This window comes from Candidatus Cryosericum terrychapinii, from assembly GCF_003570925.1.
Classification (GTDB): domain Bacteria; phylum Caldisericota; class Caldisericia; order Cryosericales; family Cryosericaceae; genus Cryosericum; species Cryosericum terrychapinii.
Window position 1 is genome coordinate 51528 of the sequence record NZ_QXIS01000034.1, and the last position, 19848, is coordinate 71375.

23 protein-coding genes are annotated in these 19848 nt (G+C 56.6%); 1 reads left to right on the forward strand and 22 read right to left on the reverse strand.

Annotated features, from left to right (window positions below; genetic code table 11):
- Window positions 1-52 precede the first annotated feature (52 nt).
- Complete coding sequence (locus SMC7_RS06720; protein WP_165845211.1) at window positions 53-889, forward strand: basic amino acid ABC transporter substrate-binding protein; 837 nt, start codon at window positions 53-55, stop codon at window positions 887-889.
- 87 nt (window positions 890-976) lie between these two features.
- Here SMC7_RS06720 and SMC7_RS06725 read toward each other — a convergent pair whose 3' ends face one another.
- The 22 genes from SMC7_RS06725 to SMC7_RS06825 form a co-directional block, all read right to left on the reverse strand.
- On the reverse strand, window positions 977-1789 hold the full coding sequence (locus tag SMC7_RS06725) for an ABC transporter permease (protein ID WP_119089581.1): 813 nt from the start codon (window positions 1787-1789) through the stop codon (window positions 977-979).
- Entirely contained in the window at window positions 1789-2604 is an 816-nt protein-coding gene (locus tag SMC7_RS06730; RefSeq protein ID WP_119089582.1) for an ABC transporter permease, read from the reverse strand. The genes SMC7_RS06725 and SMC7_RS06730 overlap by 1 nt, the downstream gene beginning before the upstream one ends.
- Window positions 2576-3580, reverse strand: coding sequence for an ABC transporter ATP-binding protein (locus tag SMC7_RS06735; RefSeq protein WP_119089583.1), 1005 nt, complete (start codon window positions 3578-3580; stop codon window positions 2576-2578). Before SMC7_RS06735 ends, SMC7_RS06730 begins: the two co-directional genes overlap by 29 nt.
- A 384-nt stretch (window positions 3581-3964) precedes the next feature.
- Window positions 3965-4465 carry a ferredoxin-thioredoxin reductase catalytic domain-containing protein gene (locus SMC7_RS06740; RefSeq protein ID WP_119089584.1) on the reverse strand — a complete coding sequence of 167 codons (501 nt, stop codon included), beginning with the start codon at window positions 4463-4465 and terminating at the stop codon, window positions 3965-3967.
- The gene (locus SMC7_RS06745; protein WP_207798748.1) at window positions 4462-4749 is read right to left on the reverse strand and encodes a glutaredoxin family protein; all 288 of its coding nucleotides are present in this window, start codon (window positions 4747-4749) and stop codon (window positions 4462-4464) included. Before SMC7_RS06745 ends, SMC7_RS06740 begins: the two co-directional genes overlap by 4 nt.
- A gap of 27 nt (window positions 4750-4776) precedes the next feature.
- Complete coding sequence (gene ltaE, locus SMC7_RS06750; protein WP_119089585.1) at window positions 4777-5805, reverse strand: low-specificity L-threonine aldolase; 1029 nt, start codon at window positions 5803-5805, stop codon at window positions 4777-4779.
- A gap of 45 nt (window positions 5806-5850) precedes the next feature.
- On the reverse strand, window positions 5851-6483 hold the full coding sequence (locus SMC7_RS06755; RefSeq protein ID WP_119089586.1) for an iron-sulfur cluster assembly scaffold protein: 633 nt from the start codon (window positions 6481-6483) through the stop codon (window positions 5851-5853).
- A 9-nt stretch (window positions 6484-6492) separates the two neighbouring features.
- Window positions 6493-7674, reverse strand: a complete 1182-nt coding sequence (locus SMC7_RS06760; protein WP_119089587.1) for a cysteine desulfurase family protein — start codon at window positions 7672-7674, stop codon at window positions 6493-6495.
- Window positions 7675-7786: 112 nt separating this feature from the next.
- Window positions 7787-8725 (reverse strand): ferritin family protein, encoded by a 939-nt coding sequence (locus SMC7_RS06765; protein WP_119089588.1) that lies wholly within the window; start codon window positions 8723-8725, stop codon window positions 7787-7789.
- 79 nt (window positions 8726-8804) lie between these two features.
- Entirely contained in the window at window positions 8805-9749 is a 945-nt protein-coding gene (locus SMC7_RS06770; protein ID WP_119089589.1) for a thiamine pyrophosphate-dependent enzyme, read from the reverse strand.
- 5 nt (window positions 9750-9754) lie between these two features.
- Window positions 9755-10924 carry a pyruvate ferredoxin oxidoreductase gene (gene porA / locus SMC7_RS06775; protein ID WP_119089590.1) on the reverse strand — a complete coding sequence of 390 codons (1170 nt, stop codon included), beginning with the start codon at window positions 10922-10924 and terminating at the stop codon, window positions 9755-9757.
- Window positions 10925-10938: 14 nt separating this feature from the next.
- Window positions 10939-11289 carry a 4Fe-4S binding protein gene (locus SMC7_RS06780; RefSeq protein ID WP_119089591.1) on the reverse strand — a complete coding sequence of 117 codons (351 nt, stop codon included), beginning with the start codon at window positions 11287-11289 and terminating at the stop codon, window positions 10939-10941.
- Window positions 11286-11852 carry a 2-oxoacid:acceptor oxidoreductase family protein gene (locus SMC7_RS06785; protein ID WP_119089592.1) on the reverse strand — a complete coding sequence of 189 codons (567 nt, stop codon included), beginning with the start codon at window positions 11850-11852 and terminating at the stop codon, window positions 11286-11288. Before SMC7_RS06785 ends, SMC7_RS06780 begins: the two co-directional genes overlap by 4 nt.
- A 287-nt stretch (window positions 11853-12139) precedes the next feature.
- Complete coding sequence (locus SMC7_RS06790) at window positions 12140-12964, reverse strand: metal ABC transporter solute-binding protein, Zn/Mn family (RefSeq protein ID WP_119089593.1); 825 nt, start codon at window positions 12962-12964, stop codon at window positions 12140-12142.
- 48 nt (window positions 12965-13012) lie between these two features.
- Window positions 13013-13147 (reverse strand): OadG-related small transporter subunit, encoded by a 135-nt coding sequence (locus SMC7_RS07560; protein ID WP_279386266.1) that lies wholly within the window; start codon window positions 13145-13147, stop codon window positions 13013-13015.
- Between the two features lie 9 nt (window positions 13148-13156).
- Window positions 13157-14281 carry a sodium ion-translocating decarboxylase subunit beta gene (locus tag SMC7_RS06795; protein WP_119089594.1) on the reverse strand — a complete coding sequence of 375 codons (1125 nt, stop codon included), beginning with the start codon at window positions 14279-14281 and terminating at the stop codon, window positions 13157-13159.
- A gap of 135 nt (window positions 14282-14416) precedes the next feature.
- A complete protein-coding gene (locus SMC7_RS06800) occupies window positions 14417-14842 on the reverse strand; it encodes a biotin/lipoyl-containing protein (RefSeq protein ID WP_119089595.1) in 426 nt (141 codons plus the stop codon).
- Window positions 14843-14856: 14 nt separating this feature from the next.
- Window positions 14857-15126 carry a hypothetical protein gene (locus SMC7_RS06805; protein WP_119089596.1) on the reverse strand — a complete coding sequence of 90 codons (270 nt, stop codon included), beginning with the start codon at window positions 15124-15126 and terminating at the stop codon, window positions 14857-14859.
- An 11-nt stretch (window positions 15127-15137) separates the two neighbouring features.
- Window positions 15138-16685: an acyl-CoA carboxylase subunit beta gene (locus SMC7_RS06810; protein ID WP_119089597.1), complete on the reverse strand. Its 1548-nt coding sequence runs from the start codon at window positions 16683-16685 to the stop codon at window positions 15138-15140.
- Between the two features lie 146 nt (window positions 16686-16831).
- Window positions 16832-18073: an NAD-dependent dihydropyrimidine dehydrogenase subunit PreA gene (gene preA / locus SMC7_RS06815; protein ID WP_119089598.1), complete on the reverse strand. Its 1242-nt coding sequence runs from the start codon at window positions 18071-18073 to the stop codon at window positions 16832-16834.
- Window positions 18073-19338 carry an FAD-dependent oxidoreductase gene (locus tag SMC7_RS06820; RefSeq protein WP_119089599.1) on the reverse strand — a complete coding sequence of 422 codons (1266 nt, stop codon included), beginning with the start codon at window positions 19336-19338 and terminating at the stop codon, window positions 18073-18075. The genes preA and SMC7_RS06820 overlap by 1 nt, the downstream gene beginning before the upstream one ends.
- 219 nt (window positions 19339-19557) lie before the next feature.
- On the reverse strand, window positions 19558-19848 hold a 291-nt coding region (locus tag SMC7_RS06825; RefSeq protein WP_320409493.1), incomplete at its 5' end, for an oligopeptide/dipeptide ABC transporter ATP-binding protein.

The window sequence follows — 19848 nt, forward strand, 5'->3', positions numbered from 1 at the left end:
CCGACGTAGGTCGCGCCGTATCTTTATACTCTGGCAACAAGGAGAGTCAGATATGAGCAAAACTCGTACATCACGGTGGGGTGCGGTCTTCACTGTCGCACTCGTTCTATGTCTTCTGGTCCTTTCGGGCTGTCACGCTGCAGCTACGTCCTCCGACCTCGACCGCGTCAAACAGGACGGCGCTCTGACTGTCGGCAACGACACAACATACGCTCCGTTCGAGTTCGTCGACAGTACCAACAAGCCGACGGGTTTCGACATCGACCTTATTGCCGCCGTCGCCCAAAAACTTGGGCTGAAATCGGACGTTGTGACCACAGCTTGGGATGGCATCATCCCTGCCCTCCAGACGGAGAAGTTTGAGGTTGTCATCTCGTCCATGACGATCACCCCCGACCGCGAGAAAGAGGTCAGTTTCTCCATTCCCTACTACCGGTCGGACATGGGCATCATGTACAACCCGGCCAAGAACACTATCACCAAACCCGAGGACCTCGTGGGAAAGACGGTTGGCGTTCAGGTTGGCACGACAGGCGAGGCGTCTGCCAAACTGATCACCGGCGTGAAGGTCAACTCGTACCCCGACATCCAGCTTGCCACCCAGGACCTCGAGAATGGCAGGATCGACGCTGTAGTAAACGACTCTCCTGTGTGCGTTTTCTATGCCAGTACGCATCCTACATTGAAGGTCTTCAGTACCACCTCGATAGCTGGTCAGGACCTGACACAGCTGTATGGTATCGCCATGCGCCTCGAAGACAAGCAACTGAAGGCCGCTGTCGACAAGGCCCTTCAGGACCTTGTTAAGGATGGCACATACGACACCATCTACGCCAAATGGTTTGGTGGAGGGACACCCGACTTTCGTCCAGGAGACCAGAACCCCTGACGCCCCGACTGAAGCCTCCCTAAGTTCATGTCCAGCCGTACCCGTCTGGGGTACGACTGGACATGAACTACCAACCTTCCTCTTGGCCTAGAATGCAGTGGTCACATCGATGTAGCCCTTTCGCTGAGCCTGGCGACTGCCGAAATAGACCAGAACCCACCCGAGTGCAAACAGGACCGCTGCCGACAGGGCAACTCTCCCCAGCAACTGGAACGTCGACATGTCAGAAAGAAAACTGGTAAGGATCTTCCCTGAGATCGCCCGGCGCATGAGTTCGATGAACGGACTCAAGGGGACGAACTCGGCGATCTTTGCAAATACCGCTGGAAAAGCAGTTGGAGGAAACAGCGCCCCACTGAGCACGAACATGCCCCCAAAGAGCGCATCGACAACGTCGACGTCCAGCTTGATCGTCAGGAGGAACACAGAAGCCACGGCCAACCCCAGGCCGGCAGCCACAAGATACCCGAGGATAGTGCCCGCTATGAGGTAACCCCAGTTGGGGTGGAACGGCAGACGCAGCACGGGAATGAGCCAGCACAGATTGATGATGATTCCTGCGAGTGCGATAAGATACCGAGTTGCGGCACGGCCGCACAAGTAGGTCCGGTACGAGGTGCTCGACAGGAAGATGTACTTCAGCGTCTGATAGTGTTCCCGGTCATCGTGGACACTGAACGCCATATCGAAGAACACCATGCTCAGTGAGTAGTAGAAGATGGTCCCGTACAGTGCGTATGGGAGCAGCCCCGTCTTCTGGCCGAAAACCCTATACAGGATGATGACCGCGAGAAAACTGCCGATCGGATATGCCGCAAGGTAGAGCAGCCACACCCACTTCTTTGTCCAGTTGCTCTCGATTTGCAGACCGATGTACATGGAAGCAAGGAAACCCCTCATCACTGCCACCTGAGCGTCAGGCGCGCATCACGCCTGGCCTTGTACTCGACAGACCGCAACGCCCACGATGCGATGAATGCAAACACGAGCCCCAGCCCGATGAGGATGAGCAACTCCCAGCGCCAGTCCAGCACCTTCACTGTGAACGAAGGGACCAGAAGCTGTCTCAGTGCGTCAAGCCCAAGTGTCGTTGGGATGAGGGCCGCGATGCCGAGCAAGCCCAATCCCAGGTATCTGGCGGGAAAATAGGATCCCGAGAGAACGTTCGTCGGTTCCATGACAAGGTCGGCAGTGCGCCATGCGTCGCGTCCGTGGTAAAGAAACAGCGACGAGAACACGATGCCCAGTCCATACATCGAAAACAGTGTCACAAAGAAGACAAGCAAGGCCAGGGGCAGGTGCAGAAGCGTGAACTGCACCTTGAACACAGCGATGCCAAAAAACAACACCGCCAGAGAACGGAGCATCGTATGCATGGCACCGCCGACGGACAGGCCAACGAGGAAGGCAGACAGTGGGGCAGGACTCACGAGCATCAGCTCCAGGTTCCCCATTTCCTTCTCCCAGTACAATTGCGTCGCAACACCCCATAGAACGTTCAGGAAAAAGGGAGTCATGAACCCTCCCAGAACCACCAGCCCGCTAAACTCAGAGCCGGTGCCAAGCGTCCGGTAGAGATAGATGTAGGTCGTCATCGTGAAAAAACCACCCAGAACACTCGCGACGACCCAAGTCGCCTCGCGCATCTGTCCAAAAATGCGCACGTAGGCGCGCGCGTTGAGCGTCCTAAGAAACAGGAGAAGTTTCTTCTTCATCTTCGAACCTCTTGCCCACCATCTTGAGAAACGCGTCTTCCAGAGTAGGCTCGAGTTTGCGCATGTACTCGAGGGTCACCCCCTGCTCTGCCAGTGCCGTGATGAGGCGGGCAATGTCACTCTCGTGCATCAGATGTGCGACAAGCATTGGACTCTTCGCCACCTTGTCGGAACCAAGCACGAGATCATTCCCCTCCCCCATGAATGCAGTGATATGGTCAAGCTGCTCCCCATCGAGCCGATCAACCGTAATCTCGTAGTGCGCCCTGCTGTCCAGGTCCTGCTTAAGTTGCGATGGAGCTGCGTTCGCAAGAATGAGCCCGTGGTTGATGATAGCCACGCGCGAACAGAGTTCATCGGCTTCTGCCATGTAGTGTGTTGTCAGAATGACCGAGCGTTCCGGCTTCTCCCGAACCCAATCGCGCACGATGTTGCGGATGATGACACTCGCCTCGACATCGACGCCAAGCGTCGGCTCGTCGAGGAACAGTACCTTGGGGTCGGTGACGAGACCACGCACCAGGTTGACCTTCTGACGCATGCCGGTGGAAAGGCGGTTCATCTGCTGACGCCTGCTGTCCCACATGCTGACGACCTTGAGGTACTCCTCGATCCGGGCACGTGCCACATGCGTCTCCATGCCATAGAATTGACTGAACATCCAGAGCTGCTCTTCAACCGTAAGAATGCCATACCCCGAGGTCTCGCCCCCGGAAATAAGGCTGATGAGCGGACGTACATGAGTATAGTCCTTCTCGACGTCGAATCCGGCCACTGTAACGCGCCCGGACGTAGGAAGCAGCAATGTCGACATGATCTTGATGGTCGTCGTCTTGCCGGCGCCGTTCGGGCCCAGAAGACCGAAGATCTCGCCATATGAGACGTCGAAGCTGACACCCCGCAGCGCATGGAAAGGTGCCGTGCCCCTGCGGTTGAAGACACGACTGAGGTTCTCTACTTGAATAGCTGTATGCATACAGTGCTACCTCCAGAACGAGTGTGGGGAAAAGCGAACTGTATGGCAGGGGAGATTACTGACGGACTCTGTGAGAGTCAGTGACTGAGGAATTGACGGTCCTGCGTTTACTGTGGCAAACTCTTGTCTGCAGCTTGTCCAATCAACGGCGCCCCTGTCATCAGTTGATGCAAATCCTGTTCTCTGTCATTGTCCTGCCTCCACATGCACGAATGTCTATACGCGCCCTCAAAGCCTGATTTTGAGACTATACCAGAGCGTGACTGATTTGTCAAATGGTTATATGTCGCATGAGCAGCGAGTCATCCAGTCCTCAGGAACAACGAAACCCGCCCAGTCCCTTTTGCGGACAAGGCGGCTTGCGGTGACAATGATATTGTCAGGCTACATGAAGCGCTCGAAACGCTCCTTGCCGGCCTTGCAGACTGGACAGACCAGTGGAGGCTGCAGCCTTGCGCACAAGTATCCACAGACCTTGCATCGCCAGACCGGAAACGCGAGCCCAGCCACAGGCACCTGTTCCATCTCCGTCGCTCCGGCAGTTGGCCCGCCGACCGGACGCCGGTCCGGAATGGATGTTGCGGTCTTCTCGCCACGGCTGATCTCGGGCGAGACATACAGCGCACAGTAGCAGGCGCCGTATTCGTCGAGGTCAGCGTCTCGGTAGTCACACGGACAGACGAGGTCGACATCCCGCTCCCTCACTCCTGACGCCAGACGGCAGGGACAGGCACGATATCCGTAGCGTGCCTCATTCTCCAGCAGACCCCGGACCAGATCCCTGGCAAAAGCGTCGTCAGGGTTGACAGAGTATCCTGCGTCCCGTGCCTCGAGGACCAGTCTCTCCCAGACCTCAGCCACACGCTCGTCCGGTATCCTGCTCATTCAGCCGCGAGCTCCCGAATCTTGTCTTCCTGGAAACCTACGACACAATCCTTGCCATCCAGGACGATGGTCGGAAACGAGCACGCTGGGTTCCACTTCAGGACCTCCTGCTTGGCCAGTTCCTTGTTTCCACCCTCCTGGTCGTCGACATCGATGTAGTCGTAGCCCACGCTCAGCTCCTGAAGCAACGCCTTGGTCTTGTGACACCAGCCGCAGGTCGTCAGCGCATAGAGGAAGACCTTATGCTTGTTGTGCATTCCTTCGACATGCTTGGGTTCCAACACTGTATCCTCCTTGACGAAGATAGATGCCTAAGCGTGCAACAACGATCCGAAAACCTCGACGGTCTCGCGACATTGATCGGTCGTTACATCGTGGTGCGTGACCAGTCGAACTGTAGTCGGCGTGACAGCATTGCACAGAACGCCTTTCTCCTTGAGCGCGCCCACGAACGATGGCGCATCTTTGCCACTTGCACTGACGTTGACCATAGCCATGTTGGTTTCGGCTTCAGACGGGTCAGTTCCGTATCCGATGCCGGCCAGCTCGCATGCGAGCAGCTTCGCATTGGCATGGTCCTCCGCCAGCCTGTCCACCATCGTCTCAAGAGCCACAATACCCGCAGCCGCCAGAATGCCAACCTGACGAAGTCCGCCTCCCAGGCGCTTTCGGTTCTTACGTGCCCGTTCAATATAGTCTCTGGACCCCACGAGCAATGATCCGACAGGAGCACACAAGCCTTTGGAAAGACAGAACATGACAGAATCGGCATAGGATGCCCACACGTCCGGTGTGATGCCAGAGGCGATCGATGCATTGAAAATCCGCGCTCCATCCATATGCACGGCAATGCCACGCTCACGTGCCGCTGCCGCAATCTCACGCACGTACTCGATAGGCCATACCTTGCCCCCACCTCGATTGTGAGTGTTTTCGATAGCAATAAGGGACGTCCGTGGAAAGTGAATGTTGTCCGAGTCGCGGATCGCATGCTTGACATCATCAGGGTCCATGACGCCCCGCTTGCCTGGAACCTGCCGAGCCTGAACGCCTGACAGCATCGCGATGTCGCCAACCTCATAGTAGAAGATGTGGCTCTCGGCTTCCGTAATAAGCTCATCCCCACGCTGTGTGTGTGTCATAATGGCGACCTGATTGCCCATCGTGCCTGAACACACAAACAGACCAGCCTCCTTGCCCAGCATTTTTGCGCCCAGTTCTTCCAGTCTGACGACAGTAGGGTCCTCGCGGTAGACATCGTCGCCGACCTCCGCCGTCGCCATGGCGTCGCGCATGGCCTGCGTAGGCTTCGTAACAGTATCAGAACGAAAATCGATCATTGTTCCCCTCCAAGTGGATTGAGTCCTCTGCGATGCGCATAACGATTAGACGTTCTCGACGTTGACCGACTTGACCCCCCGAATCTTGCTCACGTGCTCGATGATCTCGTTGACTGTCGGGTCCAGGAACTTGTCGTCAGAGCCAACGCTGACTTCGACCCTCACCGCACCCTGGTCAATGCCGATGTACTTGACCATCTTGAGCGTGATGATATCGACCCCAACTGGCGGCCACAGCACATGCTTCAGCTCCTCGGTCACGGTCTTGACGTCAAGCGTGGAATCGTAGTCGATACCCTTCATTTCTTTCTTGTACTTACGAATGGCCGACCGGAGTCCGTCGACAGCGAGAACCGAGCAGTGCATCTTCACGGGAGGGAGGCCCCCCAACTCGTCGGCAGCTTGTTTCCATGTGATCGCCTCAGCCTCATCGATCGTCTTGCCCTTGGCCAAGTCTGTGATGATGGAACCTGTGGCTATGTTGGAGGCACAGCCGTAGGACTGGAATTTCACATCCTCGATACGGTCGGTTGCCTTGTCGATCTTGAGGTAGACCGTGATCTCGTCGCCACACGCGGGCGACCCTTCAGTAGCACAGGCGTCGGCGTTTTCGATGATGCCGATGTTGTGCGGGTTCTTGAAATGCTCGATGACTTTCGCAGTGTACTTGATTGCCATGGTGCCTCCTTATTGCGCAGCCGGCCTGATCGTACTCTGGGCACGCAAGCGTTCCACGATCGGAACGAGCTTTGCCAGCGCAGTATCAACATCAGCCTCAGTGTTATACCGAGACAGCGTAAAACGGATGGAGCCATGCGCCTGTTCATGGTTGCGCCCGATCGCCATGAGAATGTAATTTGGTTTGAGCGTCGCGGCCGCACAGGCTGAACCAGTGTCGACCACGATCCCGTCCATGTCAAGGAACATCATGATCGCCTCGCCCTCGATGAACAGGAAACTGTAACACAGATGCGACGCAGCCCTTCCGGCGCCATCCGGCCCATTGAGCAGAATATATGGAATGTGCTCACGGATGCCAGTGGCAAGACGGTTCATGAGGCCAAGCATGTACTCAACATCCTTGTCGAAGGTCGCGTACAGCAACTCGACGGCCTTGTCGAATCCCGCAATGCCCATCGTATTCGGTGTACCCGGAACAAGCGGAGAGTACGACTCCGAGCCAAAGGTAATGGGGCGTATCTTCGTGCCCTTGCGTACGTAGAGAGCGCCAACACCCTTGGGGCCATGGATCTTGTTGCTGGAGAAGCTCACCAGATCTGCCTTCACCGCGTCGACATCCAGTCGCTGCGTCTGTAGTGCACTGGCGAAATCCACATGGTATGGAATCCTGCGGCCCACGTGCTGTGACGCATCGGCAATGATTGCTCCTGCCTCGGCAAGAGGTTCGATCGTACCGATCATGTGGTTGACACCCATCAGGCTGACCATCGCCGTGTGCTCATTCAGGACCGAGGAAAGCTGGTTGAGATCATACTTTCCCTCACCATCGACCTTGATGTAGTGAGCCTGGTAGCCTTCCTTCTCCAGTGCCTTGTACACCGCGAGCGTAGCAGGGTACTCGATCTCGCTGGTCACGATCTCAGGTTTGTCGACTGCCTGCGCCCACGTCGAGCCCCACAGGGCGATGTTGATAGCTTCAGTGCCACTTCCCGTGAACACGACCTCATTCTGCGACGCTCCAATAGCGGCTGCAAGCCGGTTCTGTGCTCTCTCTACGAGTTCCGCAGCGCCAGTGCCGCACTGCGTGAATGCTGCCGGTACCGCGTATTCATCAATAGCAGCAGTGCGCATCGCTGCCCAGACCTCAGGCGCGACCATCGTACTGCGAAAGTTGTCAAGATAGACCATTGCCTACCTCCTTTTCCTACAGCGGGCAAGAACAGGCTCGAATGCAGGATTACTTCTTTCAGCCTATCACAAACGGGGCAAAGTCAACACGCGAAAAAGCGGTGAATACGCGTCAGCGAGTAGAGTGACGACGGCTCAACATGTTGTACATGCCTCTCATGTCTCTGTAGTGCTGGAAATCAGAACGAGCCAGTACCAGTGTCTGACGAACAACATCGGGCTGACTGGAGTACCGCTCAGCAATGGCACGGTATCCCATGATAGCCTTGCGTTCGGCTTCCACGACAATGCCGAGTCCCTGGAGCAGAGCACTGTAGTCGAGAACCTGCCCTGACTTCAGGGAGGCAATCGCTTCCCTGTGCGGCTCATAGACAACGCCCGCGTATGCACGGTACAACTGCTGCAACAGCTGAGCGTGGGCGACTTCGCCGACTGCGAGCGAGCTGAATGTTGCCTTCAGACGCCTGTTGGGGGTCATCTCAATGAGTTGCAGGTAGCGAGCACGTGTTTCGACCTCATCCTCGATTGCATCCTCCAGCAACTCCTGGAGACTGAACGGCGCTCCTTGCGCTTCCCGCGCAATGTGCTGTCCGACACGACTTCCAAGCGACCGAAGACGTTGCTGTGCCCGCCACAGCGTGCGAAGGCTGAAGACCCCACCAATCGTTCCTCCCTGCCTGACAATGTCATCCTCAAGCTGGGAGATCAGCTCATCACCACCGCTCAATCGACGCGTCATCACCAGGAATACGGTGACGCCTGCCAGCCCGACCGAGCGGACAAATCCCGATACTGCAGGCACGACGGCTCCATTCCAGTAGGGAAAAACGAGAACGAGCCTGTCCCCTCGGCCAAACGACACACCGGGGGTGCTCAGTACGCCCAGGTCAAAGCCCCGGACTGCCCGCCTCGCTGAACGCTTCCATCTCGCAGGTAGAGCCGTGAAACGATCGGTCAGACCAAAGAGCGGGGCAGCCAGTGCAGCCGCTATGCCTTCAGCTACCATTCGAGAATGCCCCATAACAGAGTAGAACACCGTCTTCGTTGTCATTGAGTTGCTCCTCTGACGCAATCAGCCCACCGCCATTGTAGCCGGTGGGCTGACGAATACAACGCGAGTCTCAGGCGATCTAAAACTGGATGCCGGACTCCTCGAGCTTGAGCAAACGGGCCCACTCGTCATCGATCATCTTTTGCATTTCGACGATGACGTGTTCGTTCCCGGGCCTGAACAGATGCCTGAACCGTGTCTGACCCTTGAGGAAATCCTCAATCGGTTTGCGGTTGGAGGGCTTGGTGTTGATATGCACGATACCGTTCTCAATCTCGTACAGTGGCCAGAAATTGGTTTCGACGGCCAGTTTGGAATATTGGATCGTAAGTGAAGAATCAAAAGACCAGTTGCTTGGACAGGGTTGCAGAACGGCGAGCACTGCCGGACCGTCCGCACTGAAACCCTTCTGCGCCTTCTTGTACAGGTCCATCGTATTGTTCACAGCCGCCTGGGCAACATAGGAGATACGGTGGGCCGCTGCAATCTCTACCAGATTCTTTCGCCACTGCGGCTTGCCGAAGCTGACCTTGCCCGCCGGAACGGTCGTCGTGTTGGCGCCAAATGGGGTGGCACCGCTACGCTGGTTGCCAGTGTTCATATAGCCCTCATTGTCATAGACGAGGTACATGAACTTGTGCCTGCGCTCAAGAGCTCCGGAGAGAGCCTGAAATCCAATGTCGTAGGTGCCGCCATCGCCTCCGACCGCAAGAATGTTGACCTCCTCGTCAATCTTGCCACGACGTTTCAGAACCTTGTACGCGGCTTCAATACCTGAAGCGACTGAAGCGGCGTTCTCGAACGTCAGGTGCATCCAGGGTGTATTCCAAGCCGTAAACGGATAGATCGTCGTTACAACCTCAAGACAGCCTGTCGCACTGACGACAACAACGGGTTTGTCGGAGGCCGCGAGAACAGTCTTGACGATGGATCCAATGCCGCAACCAGAGCACATCCGATGGCCGGACACGATTCGGGCATCAGCACCAGTCGTCTTTAAAGCAATTTCCTGCAGTGTAGGCATGTCTGCTACCCCCTCAGTCCGATGTACCGCTGATGCTCTGGGTCGAGTTTGCCGGACAGCAGTTCCTCGAAAACGGCTTCGATCTCAGTGGTCATGATGTCGCGACCACCCAGTCCATAGATATAGCTCTGCATCGCCGGTCGCCGTTCGAGTTCCCACAGCGCATTGCGGAATTCGGAGTAGACTGGGGCACAGGCGCCAAAATCCATCGATCGATCAAGAACGCCGATGACGGGAATGTCCTTGAGCGCCTCACGGACCTCAGCATAAGGGAACGGCCGGAACAGGATCGGTTTGAGCAGACCCACCTTCTTGCCCTGTGCGCGCATCGCATCGACGGCAGCCTTTGCAGTGCCTGCAGCCGAATTCAGGACGACGACGACGGCTTTCGCATCGTCGATACGATAGGTCTCAAAGAACGGGTACTGTTTGCCCGTTATTGCCGAGAGCTCCGTGCCGACTTCATGATAGACTTCGAACACCTTGCTCATTGCCTCTTCCTGAGCACGCTTGAACTCGAAATAGTAGTCCGGAAGGACCAGGGGTCCAACGCTCTTCGCATGTTCAACATCCAGCAGAGCACGGTCCAGGGACCGTACGCCGACAAACTTCTGTACAAGAGCGTCATCGAAGATCTCGACCGGCTCCACCGCGTGGCTGGTGATAAATCCATCCTGGTTGACCATGACCGGTAGCTGAACACGATTGTCCTCAGCCACACGAATTGCAAGCAGCGTGTTTTCGTAGACTTCCTGGGCGTTCTCGCTGAAGATCTGAATCCAGCCCACAGTGGTCACTCCCATGACATCCGAATGATCACAATGGATGTTGATCGGCGCGGACAGCGCCCGGTTGACAAGCGACATGACAATGGGCAACCGCAGGCCCGGGGTAGCCGCCACGACTTCCCACATCAGGGCAAGTCCCTGGGACGAGGTCGCCGACATGGCACGAGCACCAGCTGTTTCGGCACCAACCGTCGCAGACATAGCTGAATGTTCTGACTCGACCGGAACCATCTCTGTATCGACAATTCCATCTGCGACATACTTTGCAAACTCTTCCACGATTGGTGTCTGAGGCGTGATCGGATAGGCTACGACAACATCGGGATTGATCTGTCGCATCGCCTCCGCAGCCGCCTGAGCACCGGTTATTGCTTTCCTGACTCCCATATCTGCTCCCTCCTCTACAACTTGCAAGAGGCCTGCTCTGCCTCTTCTTCGCGAACCATGCTGATAGCCTTGGACGGGCACTCATGAGCGCAGATACCGCATCCCTTGCAATAGTCGAGGTTCGTCGCCAATCGTACGACTCCCTTGAACAACCGTCCGCCCTTGCCGGCGACGCCTTCCTCGCTCTTGGCGATCGGAATAGCCATGTCAGGACAGTAGCTCACGCAAATCATGCAATGGGTGCACTCAGAAGCGTTGAAGATGGGACGGAGAACGCGCCACCCACCGGTCTTGTAACCGAGGGACGTAGCTGCCGGCAGCTCCACGCCGAGTTCAAGCTCCTGCCATGTTCTTCTTTCAGTCATTTGAAGACCTCCTCATAGCCCCTTCGGAGCATGCTGATATTCTTCTGAACCTTCTCTTCGCCTATCTTTGGCAGGAAGTGCTCGCGCAAGACATACTCCAGCGACTCCATCTTGACAATGCCGGTCAGTTTCACGAGTGCCCCGAGCATCGGCACGTTGGGTGTGTCCATGCCCAGCAATTCCAGTGAAATGCCCGTAGCGTCCACACCGTAGAGGGTGCCGTTGAACTGCGCCAACTTCTTGATTTCCGTCGAACAGACTTTGGTGTTGACGATGAGGATGCCCGTATCGGGTAATCCCGCTGCAACCAGGATGGAGCGCATGATACCAAAATCGAGCACCATGACGACATCAGGAGTCACAATCGGCTCATGGCTCTTAAGTACCTTCTCGGCGATCTTGGTGTAAGAGACCGTCGGAGCCCCACGACGCTCAGACCCATACTCGGGGAAAGACTGGATATACTTGCCTTCCTTGAACGCCGCCTCAGCCAGCAACTGGGACCCCGACTTGGCCCCTTGGCCCGCTCTGCCATGCATTCTGACTTCGTAGACTTCCTTCATGTTTCCTCCTCTTTCCAGACCTCAACCGCAGATTCGTAATTCCATGGCATACATTCGTGCAGAATGCACTGCAAGATTTGCAGAGCCTCTCCTAGAATCAACTATGTAAGACTGATCTGGTCAGAACTGCACCGTGTTAGACGACGCACAGCGACCCTTCCTGCGCTAACATTATAGAATGTGCAGGGGCAAAAAGCAACGGAACATTAAGAAACCGTCACCGTCCAGAACGGTACCTCTGACCTATCGGGAAAGTGCTGGGCTCCTGTATCACGGCCTGCGCATGCCTACTTCCCGATCGCCGACCCAAGCAGCGTCAGCTGTTGTTCGAGCCAAGGCACAAAGGCACCTTCAGCCGTTGCGCCGAGAGCGTCCAGACTGCAAGCAATGATGCCGTTTGACTGCCGACTGACTCCGGTGCTGCCTCCAGGAGCGACATTCACAACGACGACCTGGGTCTTTTCTCCAGAACCCCAGTCAGCAACTCTCAAGGCCGCCTCTGCCCCCGAGAGGTCAAGACCCTTCAGTCCCGGCTGAACCACAACCCGCAATCCGAAGTCCCCGGCTGCGCTTGACCACGTTGTGTCCTCTGCCAGGAATGCCCTGGTACCAGCGCTCCAGACCAGCCGTTTCAGTCGACCATCCGCCTGGCTGCACTGATCCATGAACACTGCATATCGCGAATCGAACTGCTCCTTCAGCTCCGGGTACAGGGCATCCAGCGTATCACGCATCAGGCGAGCCATCTCTGCAGAATCCCGAAAAGATAGCCACGGACCGTCCGGCGTGCCCTTCTCCAAGGCGGCAGAGAGACTGACGAAGCGCACACCCCCTTGTTCCATCTCGTTGGACCATGCATCGATAGGGGTTCCGGCCTGGAAAACGACAGCACTCGCGGACACAAGCTCTCGCGCATTCAGGAGAGGTGCTCCGTCGTCTCCGGCAAGGACCTGAACCTGCAACGCCGTCCCGGCGATAGCCTGAGCGATCAGCGCCACCGGCTTGATCGTCCCCGAGATGATCGTGGGCCGTACCACGGTGCGCGGACCACAACCGGACACTGCCATCGTCACTACCATGGTGAAGGCGAGGATCATCCGAAGCTTCTTCACTCCAGCCTCCTTCACGAGTCCATTGCTGGCCGAAACTCGTGTCAACGCTTACGCCGACTCATCCCTTGGAGGGAGTATCTTCAACAAAAGCTTGATGAGACCGTAGAAGATTCCCAGCACGACAAAGATGAGAGCATAGCTCAGTCCACTGACGCGCAGACCTTCTCCAACAACAGCATCCATGGCCACCTCCTATCGTACCAGTGCCAGAATCAGACCACCTGCAATGATGGAGGCGATCTGCCCTGCCACGTTGGCACCGACGGCATGCATGATGATGAAGTTGCTGCCATCTTCCTGTTGCGCCATCTTCTGGATGACGCGAGCTGACATCGGGAACGCCGATATGCCACACGCACCGATCATCGGGTTGATCTTTCGTTTCCGGAACAGATTGATCAACTTCGCGAAGAGCACTCCACCCGCCGTGTCGAACACGAAGGCAATGAGACCCATCCCGATGATGAGGAGCGTTGTCGGATTCAGGAATTGCTTCCCTCCCATAGACGACCCTATCGTGATGCCCAACAGGATGGTCACCAGGCTGGAAAGCTCATTCTGAGCAGTCTTGGAAAGACGCTCCGTTACCCCAGATTCACGCAGCAGGTTGCCAAACATGAGGCTGCCGATGAGAGCCACGGACATGGGCGCTATGATACCGGCGATAAGGGTGACAGCAATGGGAAAGATGACTTTCACCGTCTTCGAGACCTCGTGTTCAGGGTTCTCCATGTGAATCATGCGCTCTTCGCGGGTCGTGAGCATCCGAATGATCGGTGGTTGAATAATTGGAACAAGCGACATGTAGGAATAGGCAGCTACGGTGATCGGGGCCAGCAATGCTGGAGCAAACCGCGCAGCAACATAGATCGACGTCGGTCCGTCGGCTGCCCCGATGATTCCAATCGCAGCAGCCTCTTTGAGACCTGGAATACCCGTGACGCCGGGGATACGTCCGACCAGCAGAGCCAGTATTATCGTAAAGAAAATTCCGAATTGCGCTGCCGCTCCAAAAAACAACATCTCGGGATCCTGCAGGAGTGGACCAAAATCGATCATTGCTCCTATGCCGATGAAGATGAGGATGGGAAACAGCTCAGTCGTGATACCGCCCTTGAACAAGACGTCCAAGAAGCCACCACCGACCGCTGACGAAAACGGGATGTTGGCCAGTAGGCAGCCAAATCCCATAGGCAACAAGAGGTTCGGCTCATACTCCTTCTTCACTGCGAGCCAAATAAGCGCCAGACCGACGCCAAACATCGCCCATACACGCCAGTCTGACATACCGACAATACCACGCAGCAAGTCTGTCATACGCTACCCCACTCTTCCTCGAATTGTGCTTCCTGTAGTCATTGTACAAGACCAGACAAGTTCTCCAAGAATACGGGGCACTCCTCGTGTGCCAGCGCCTCCGAGGAGTGTCCCGCCCGCGCAGGCTGTCGTCTGTCAGGCAAGCTTGAGCAGTAGATCCCCGGTCTTGACAGTCTGGTTGGACTTGACGGCGACTTCCTCGACCGTGCAATCACGCGGAGCAAGAATCTCGTTCTCCATCTTCATGGCTTCGATGATAAGTAGGGTATCACCCTTCTTCCAAGAGCTTCCGGGCGTTGCCATGACCTTCAGGATCTTGCCGGGCAGCGGCGATTTCATGGCTGTCGCACCGCCTACTGGAGCAGCGGGTCTTGGCGCGCCAGGTGCCTGAGCCGACATTGCCCTGGGTGCAGGAACAGGCGCAGGAGCAGGGGCTACAACCGGAGCTGGAGCAACGGCCGCCGGAGCTGGCACTGGCGAATGCCCGGATTTCTGCGCGCCTACCTCTTCTACGTCGACGTCAAACGTCTTGCCATTTACGGTGATCCTGTACTTTTTCACGGTTTCTCCTCCCGTCAGCGCCAGCGCGGCCTGACTGATTGTTCATACGGTGGTCGTCTCCATGCCGCGTTTTCAGGAGGCAATGGCGGTTCTAACTGCTGGAACGACACTCCGGCAGCAGCCATCGCAGCCATGACTGCTGCTGCAGAGGCGTCGTCAAGAGTGGACAAATCGGACAGGAAAGCAGGGCTCTCGTTCTCTTCGACCGCAGCCAATGCTGCTCCCACAACAACAGCCAACTCCTCGTCGGTCACATCCTGTCCGTGCAAATCCATGCGAATCATGTTGTCTCTTCCTAGAGCGGGATGTTCCCGTGCTTGCGCGTTGGTCGTTCCTCGCGCTTGTTTGCAGCGGCTCTGAAGGAACGGATAATACGGCTTCTAAGCTGGGATGGCTCAAGAATGTCATCGACGAGACCCCGTTCTCCAGCCACGTACGGGTTGTAGAGCTTGTCTTTGTAGTCGGCGATGAGCTTTTGACGGGTGGCCTCCGAATCTGAAGCCTCGCGGATCTCCTTCGAGAAGATGATCTGGGCAGCGCCATCCGCCCCCATCACAGCAATCTCGGCCGATGGAAGAGCAAACACGAAATCTGCACCAAGATCCCGGCATGACATCGCAATATATGCTCCGCCATATGCCTTGCGGAGGATAACGGTTACCTTGGGCACGGTGCACTCCGAGAAGGCGTAGAGAAGCTTTGCTCCGTGCCGTATAATGCCCCCGTACTCCTGGTCGGCACCTGGAAGGTATCCGCCGACATCCACCAGCGTAAGCAGCGGAATGTTGAAGGCGTCGCAGAACCGGACGAACCGGGCCGCCTTGTCTGAGCTGTCGATGTTCAGGACTCCTGCCATCGACCTGGACTGATTGGCGACGACTCCGACGACTTGCCCGCCCATGTGCGCGAAGCCAACGCAGATCGACTTCGCGAAACCCTCAGCTATCTCAAAGAACTTGCCTTCATCCGCCAGACTCCCTATGACCTTGCGCACGTCGTACGGCTTGTTCGCTTCCGCAGGGATGATGTCCCCGATTTCCGCCGTGCTTCGATCGATGGGGTCGTCGCTCTGCGCCGCAGGCGCGTCTTCGCTGTTGTTCGCAGGCAGATAGGACAGGAGCTCGCGGATCAGCTTGATAGCCTCCTCATCATTGGCTGCCGCCAAGTGAACGTTGCCGCTCTTCTCGGCATGCACGGTCAAACCCCCAAGTTGCTCGTCTGTGACTTCTTCGCCCGTTACGCTCTGGATGACCTTGGAACCAGTAATGAACATGCGGGCTTGCTCGGTCATGACGACAAAATCCATGATACCCGGTGAATACACCGCGCCACCGGCACAGGGACCCGCTATCATGGAAATCTGGGGAATGACTCCTGAGCTAATCGTGTTTCGGTAGAAGATGCTGGCGTAGCCCTTCAGCGAGTCTATTCCCTCCTGGATGCGAGCTCCGCCGGAATCACTGATGCTCACAATGGGAGCTCCATATTTCACGGCAAGGTCCTGAACATGAGCGATCTTGGCTGCGTGCATCTCGCCGAGCGAACCCCCTGCGACTGTGAAATCCTGAGAATAGACGAAGACCAGGCGACCATCGACGTACCCGTGACCTGTGACCACACCATCGCCGGGCAATTCCTGCTTGTCCAGGCCGAATCCGGTATTCCGGTGACTGATGAAGACATTTTCTTCCTGGAATGACCCCTGGTCCAGCAGGAGTTCGATGCGTTCGCGTGCAGTCAGTTTACCGGCTTCGTGCTGTTTCTTGACACGATCGGGACCTCCACCTGCGATGATCTGCTCTCTTTTCGACCGCAAGGCCGAGAACCGTTCATCATTGCTCATACTGCCTCCTCAAGATTTCGGCTGGTAAATGAACGCGACAAACACTCTTGAAAAGTATACCGTGTTCATGAAAGCACTCAACCGACGGCATATACGAATGTCCCCTGTGGCGTATGCCACAGGGGACGGAGAGGCTTGAATCAGGCCTAGCGAGCTCCCTTGAATTCGAAGTAGTGGACCTTGCCGTCCAGTTCTTCCTTCATCCGGATAGCGTTCACCGGGCAGACCTGCATGCACTGGCCGCACCCAGGACACTTCTCGGCATCCACGGAGGGTTGCCTCTTCTCGGCATCCCACAGAATCGCTCTATGAGCTCCATCGCTGCAGGCGCGGAAGCAGTTGCCGCAACCGATGCACTTGTCAAGGTCGATGTCCGAATGAGAGCAAGGCGCGACCAGCTCTTCCTGGCCCTTGATGTTCTTGAGCGCCTTGCCAACAATATCCAGCGGCGATGCACATCCCTTGCGGTCCAGATAATCTGCAAGACCGCTCTTGAGGTCCCTTATCGTGCCAAACCCATGGTGCATTGGGAGCGTACAGAACTGCACGTTGGAAGCTCCAACAGCCATCAGCTCCACCGCGTCACTCCACGAGTAGGCACCACCGTTTCCACTGATAGTGATGTCTACGTTGCGGGCAATCTCTGCAATGGTGCGGAGAGTGAGGGGCTTGATCGCCATGCCTGTCATGCCTGAATATGCCCCCTCGCCAAAGAGAGAGGGGCGTGGTTCAAGCGTCTCCACATCGACTCCAATCAACGCGGGCACCGAGTTGCTTGCCGTGACACCGTCGACACCGGCCCGGTTCAGTGCCCTGGCGATCTCGACGATGTCCGTGACCTGAGGCGTAATCTTGATGAGAACGGGCGTCTCTTCGGCAGCTTCCTTTACCCAGCGTGCAACCTTCTCTGTCGCCTCGACGCTCTGAGCAAGCATCCGGCCGGCGGCTTCGCCCATGCTTCCCTGTGGACAGCTGAAACTGCACTCGACAAGGTCGACACCGGCCTTCTTGAGCTGCCACACCAGAGACTGCCAGTCTTCCTTTCTTGACCCCATGATAGAAGCTGCAATCATCTTGGTGGGGAACATGCGCTTCAGTGCTGTAACCCGCTCACAGATCTCGCCGATGTGATATTGCGAAATGAGGTCGATGTTGCCCAATCCCCACAGTTTGTGCGCAGCCGTGCCAAACGACGACATCATCGGGTACTTCAGGTTAACGGGATTGCTCTCGACAGAAGTAGTCTTGAGGACCACTCCGGCCCATCCAGCCTTCAGTCCGTCAATCGCCATATCCAGCTCATCCGTGGGCGGAGCCGCAGACAGAATGAAGGGGTTCTCAAGATGTATGCCCAGGAAATCATAGGAAAGGTCATGTTCTCGATACATCACTTGCCTCCTGCCACAAACGCGGCAATCTGCTCCGCCGCTTTCTTGCCGTCACGCACAGCCTCCACAACAGTCTGAGCACCATGAATGGCGTCGCCGCCGGCATAGACGCCCGGCATGCTGGTCTGCATGTTCTCCCCTACGCTGATGAGTCCTGAGTCGCTGCGAACAAGACCAGGGAACACGCCCTCGTCGACCCGCTGTCCGATAGCGACGACCACCGTATCGAGTGGGATGATGAAGCTCGACCCTGGCAAGGGTTCAAAACTGCATCGGCCGGATTCGTCCTCTCCACACAGGTGAGCCTGAGTGACCTGTAGCCCTTCCACATGCTGGCTGCCGACAATCTTGTCGGGGATTGCCAGGAACTGATAGGTCACGCCGATCTCAGTGGCTTCTTCGATCTCCTTCTTGAACGCCTTCAACTCTTTGATGCCACGACGATAGACCACGGTGACGTCTCGCGTCGGGTCTTCCTCACGGAGCATGGAGGCTACCTCGATTGCGACATTCCCTCCGCCGATAACCCCCACGCGGTTTCCTGCACCGCTGATTGCGCCAGATTTCATCTTGCGCAGGAGTTCGCGGGCATGATACACTCCCACCAGCTCAGTGCCTTCGACATTCATGTCACTCTCAGAAGGCAGTCCTGTTGCGACAAAAACAGCCTCATAGCCGGCAACCAGAGGTTTCAGGTCTGTCACGCGCTCTGTACGGACATGCGCAGCGAATGTGGACGTCAGGAAGCGGACTTCCCGTTCATCAACCTCGCGCGGATACCGATGCGTGGACACTTCCTGACTAGGCACGCCTCCCACCTGCCGAGTCTCGAACACGTCACAGGAAAATCCCCTGACCCTCAGCTCGCGGGCGCAGGCAAGTCCCGCAGGACCAGCCCCGATGATGGCAACCTTGCCCAAGGTGACTTCAGGCAGCTCCATGCGATCAGATGGATCGGTCGAGTCTGTGACGAAACGATGCAGCTCCCGAATGCGCAGAGGGGCATCTATCTTCGACCGCGTACATACAGACTGACAAAACGCTTCTTCGGGACAAATGCGGCCACACGTCTCGATGAATGGATGAGCACTCTGCAGGAGAGTCCGCGCACCGTGCAAGTTCCCGCTGCGAATCGATTGTATGAACTCGGGCACCGGAACGTGCGCAGGGCACTTCGCCTGGCATGGCGCATCGTAGCAATAGAGACAGCGCTCGGCCTCGATGGCTGCCTGTTGCCGGGTCAAGGTCTTCTCAAATTCTTCCATTGTTCCTCCCACTTTCGATGATTGCTGTCAACAACCTGTCCAATCATGCTCTACTGGGCACCCAACGGCACACGCAGGTAAGCTGCAGGTTGTCAGAAGCCGCTTCCCTTGAGTTATATGCGAATTCTCTGGTTTTCCAACCTCGTCGAGCATGGCTGGATCCAGAACAAACAGGGGCCGGCCTTTCGGTCGGCCCCATGAGACTTGCCAGAAAAACTCCTAACTCACGAAGTGGCAGGAAACCATGTGCCCGGAACCCATATCACGCAGCTGGGGTTCTTGCTCAGAGCATATCGGCTGAGCAATGGGGCACCGCGTTCGGAAGTGACACCCGCTGGGCGGATTGATCGGGCTGGGAAGGTCTCCCTTGAGCACAATACGCTGGCGCTGCATTTCAACCCGTGGATCGGGAATGGGCACTGCCGACAGCAGAGCCTTCGTATACGGGTGCAACGGATGCTTGTAAATATCATTGCTTTCATCCACCTCGACAATCTTGCCCAGGTACGC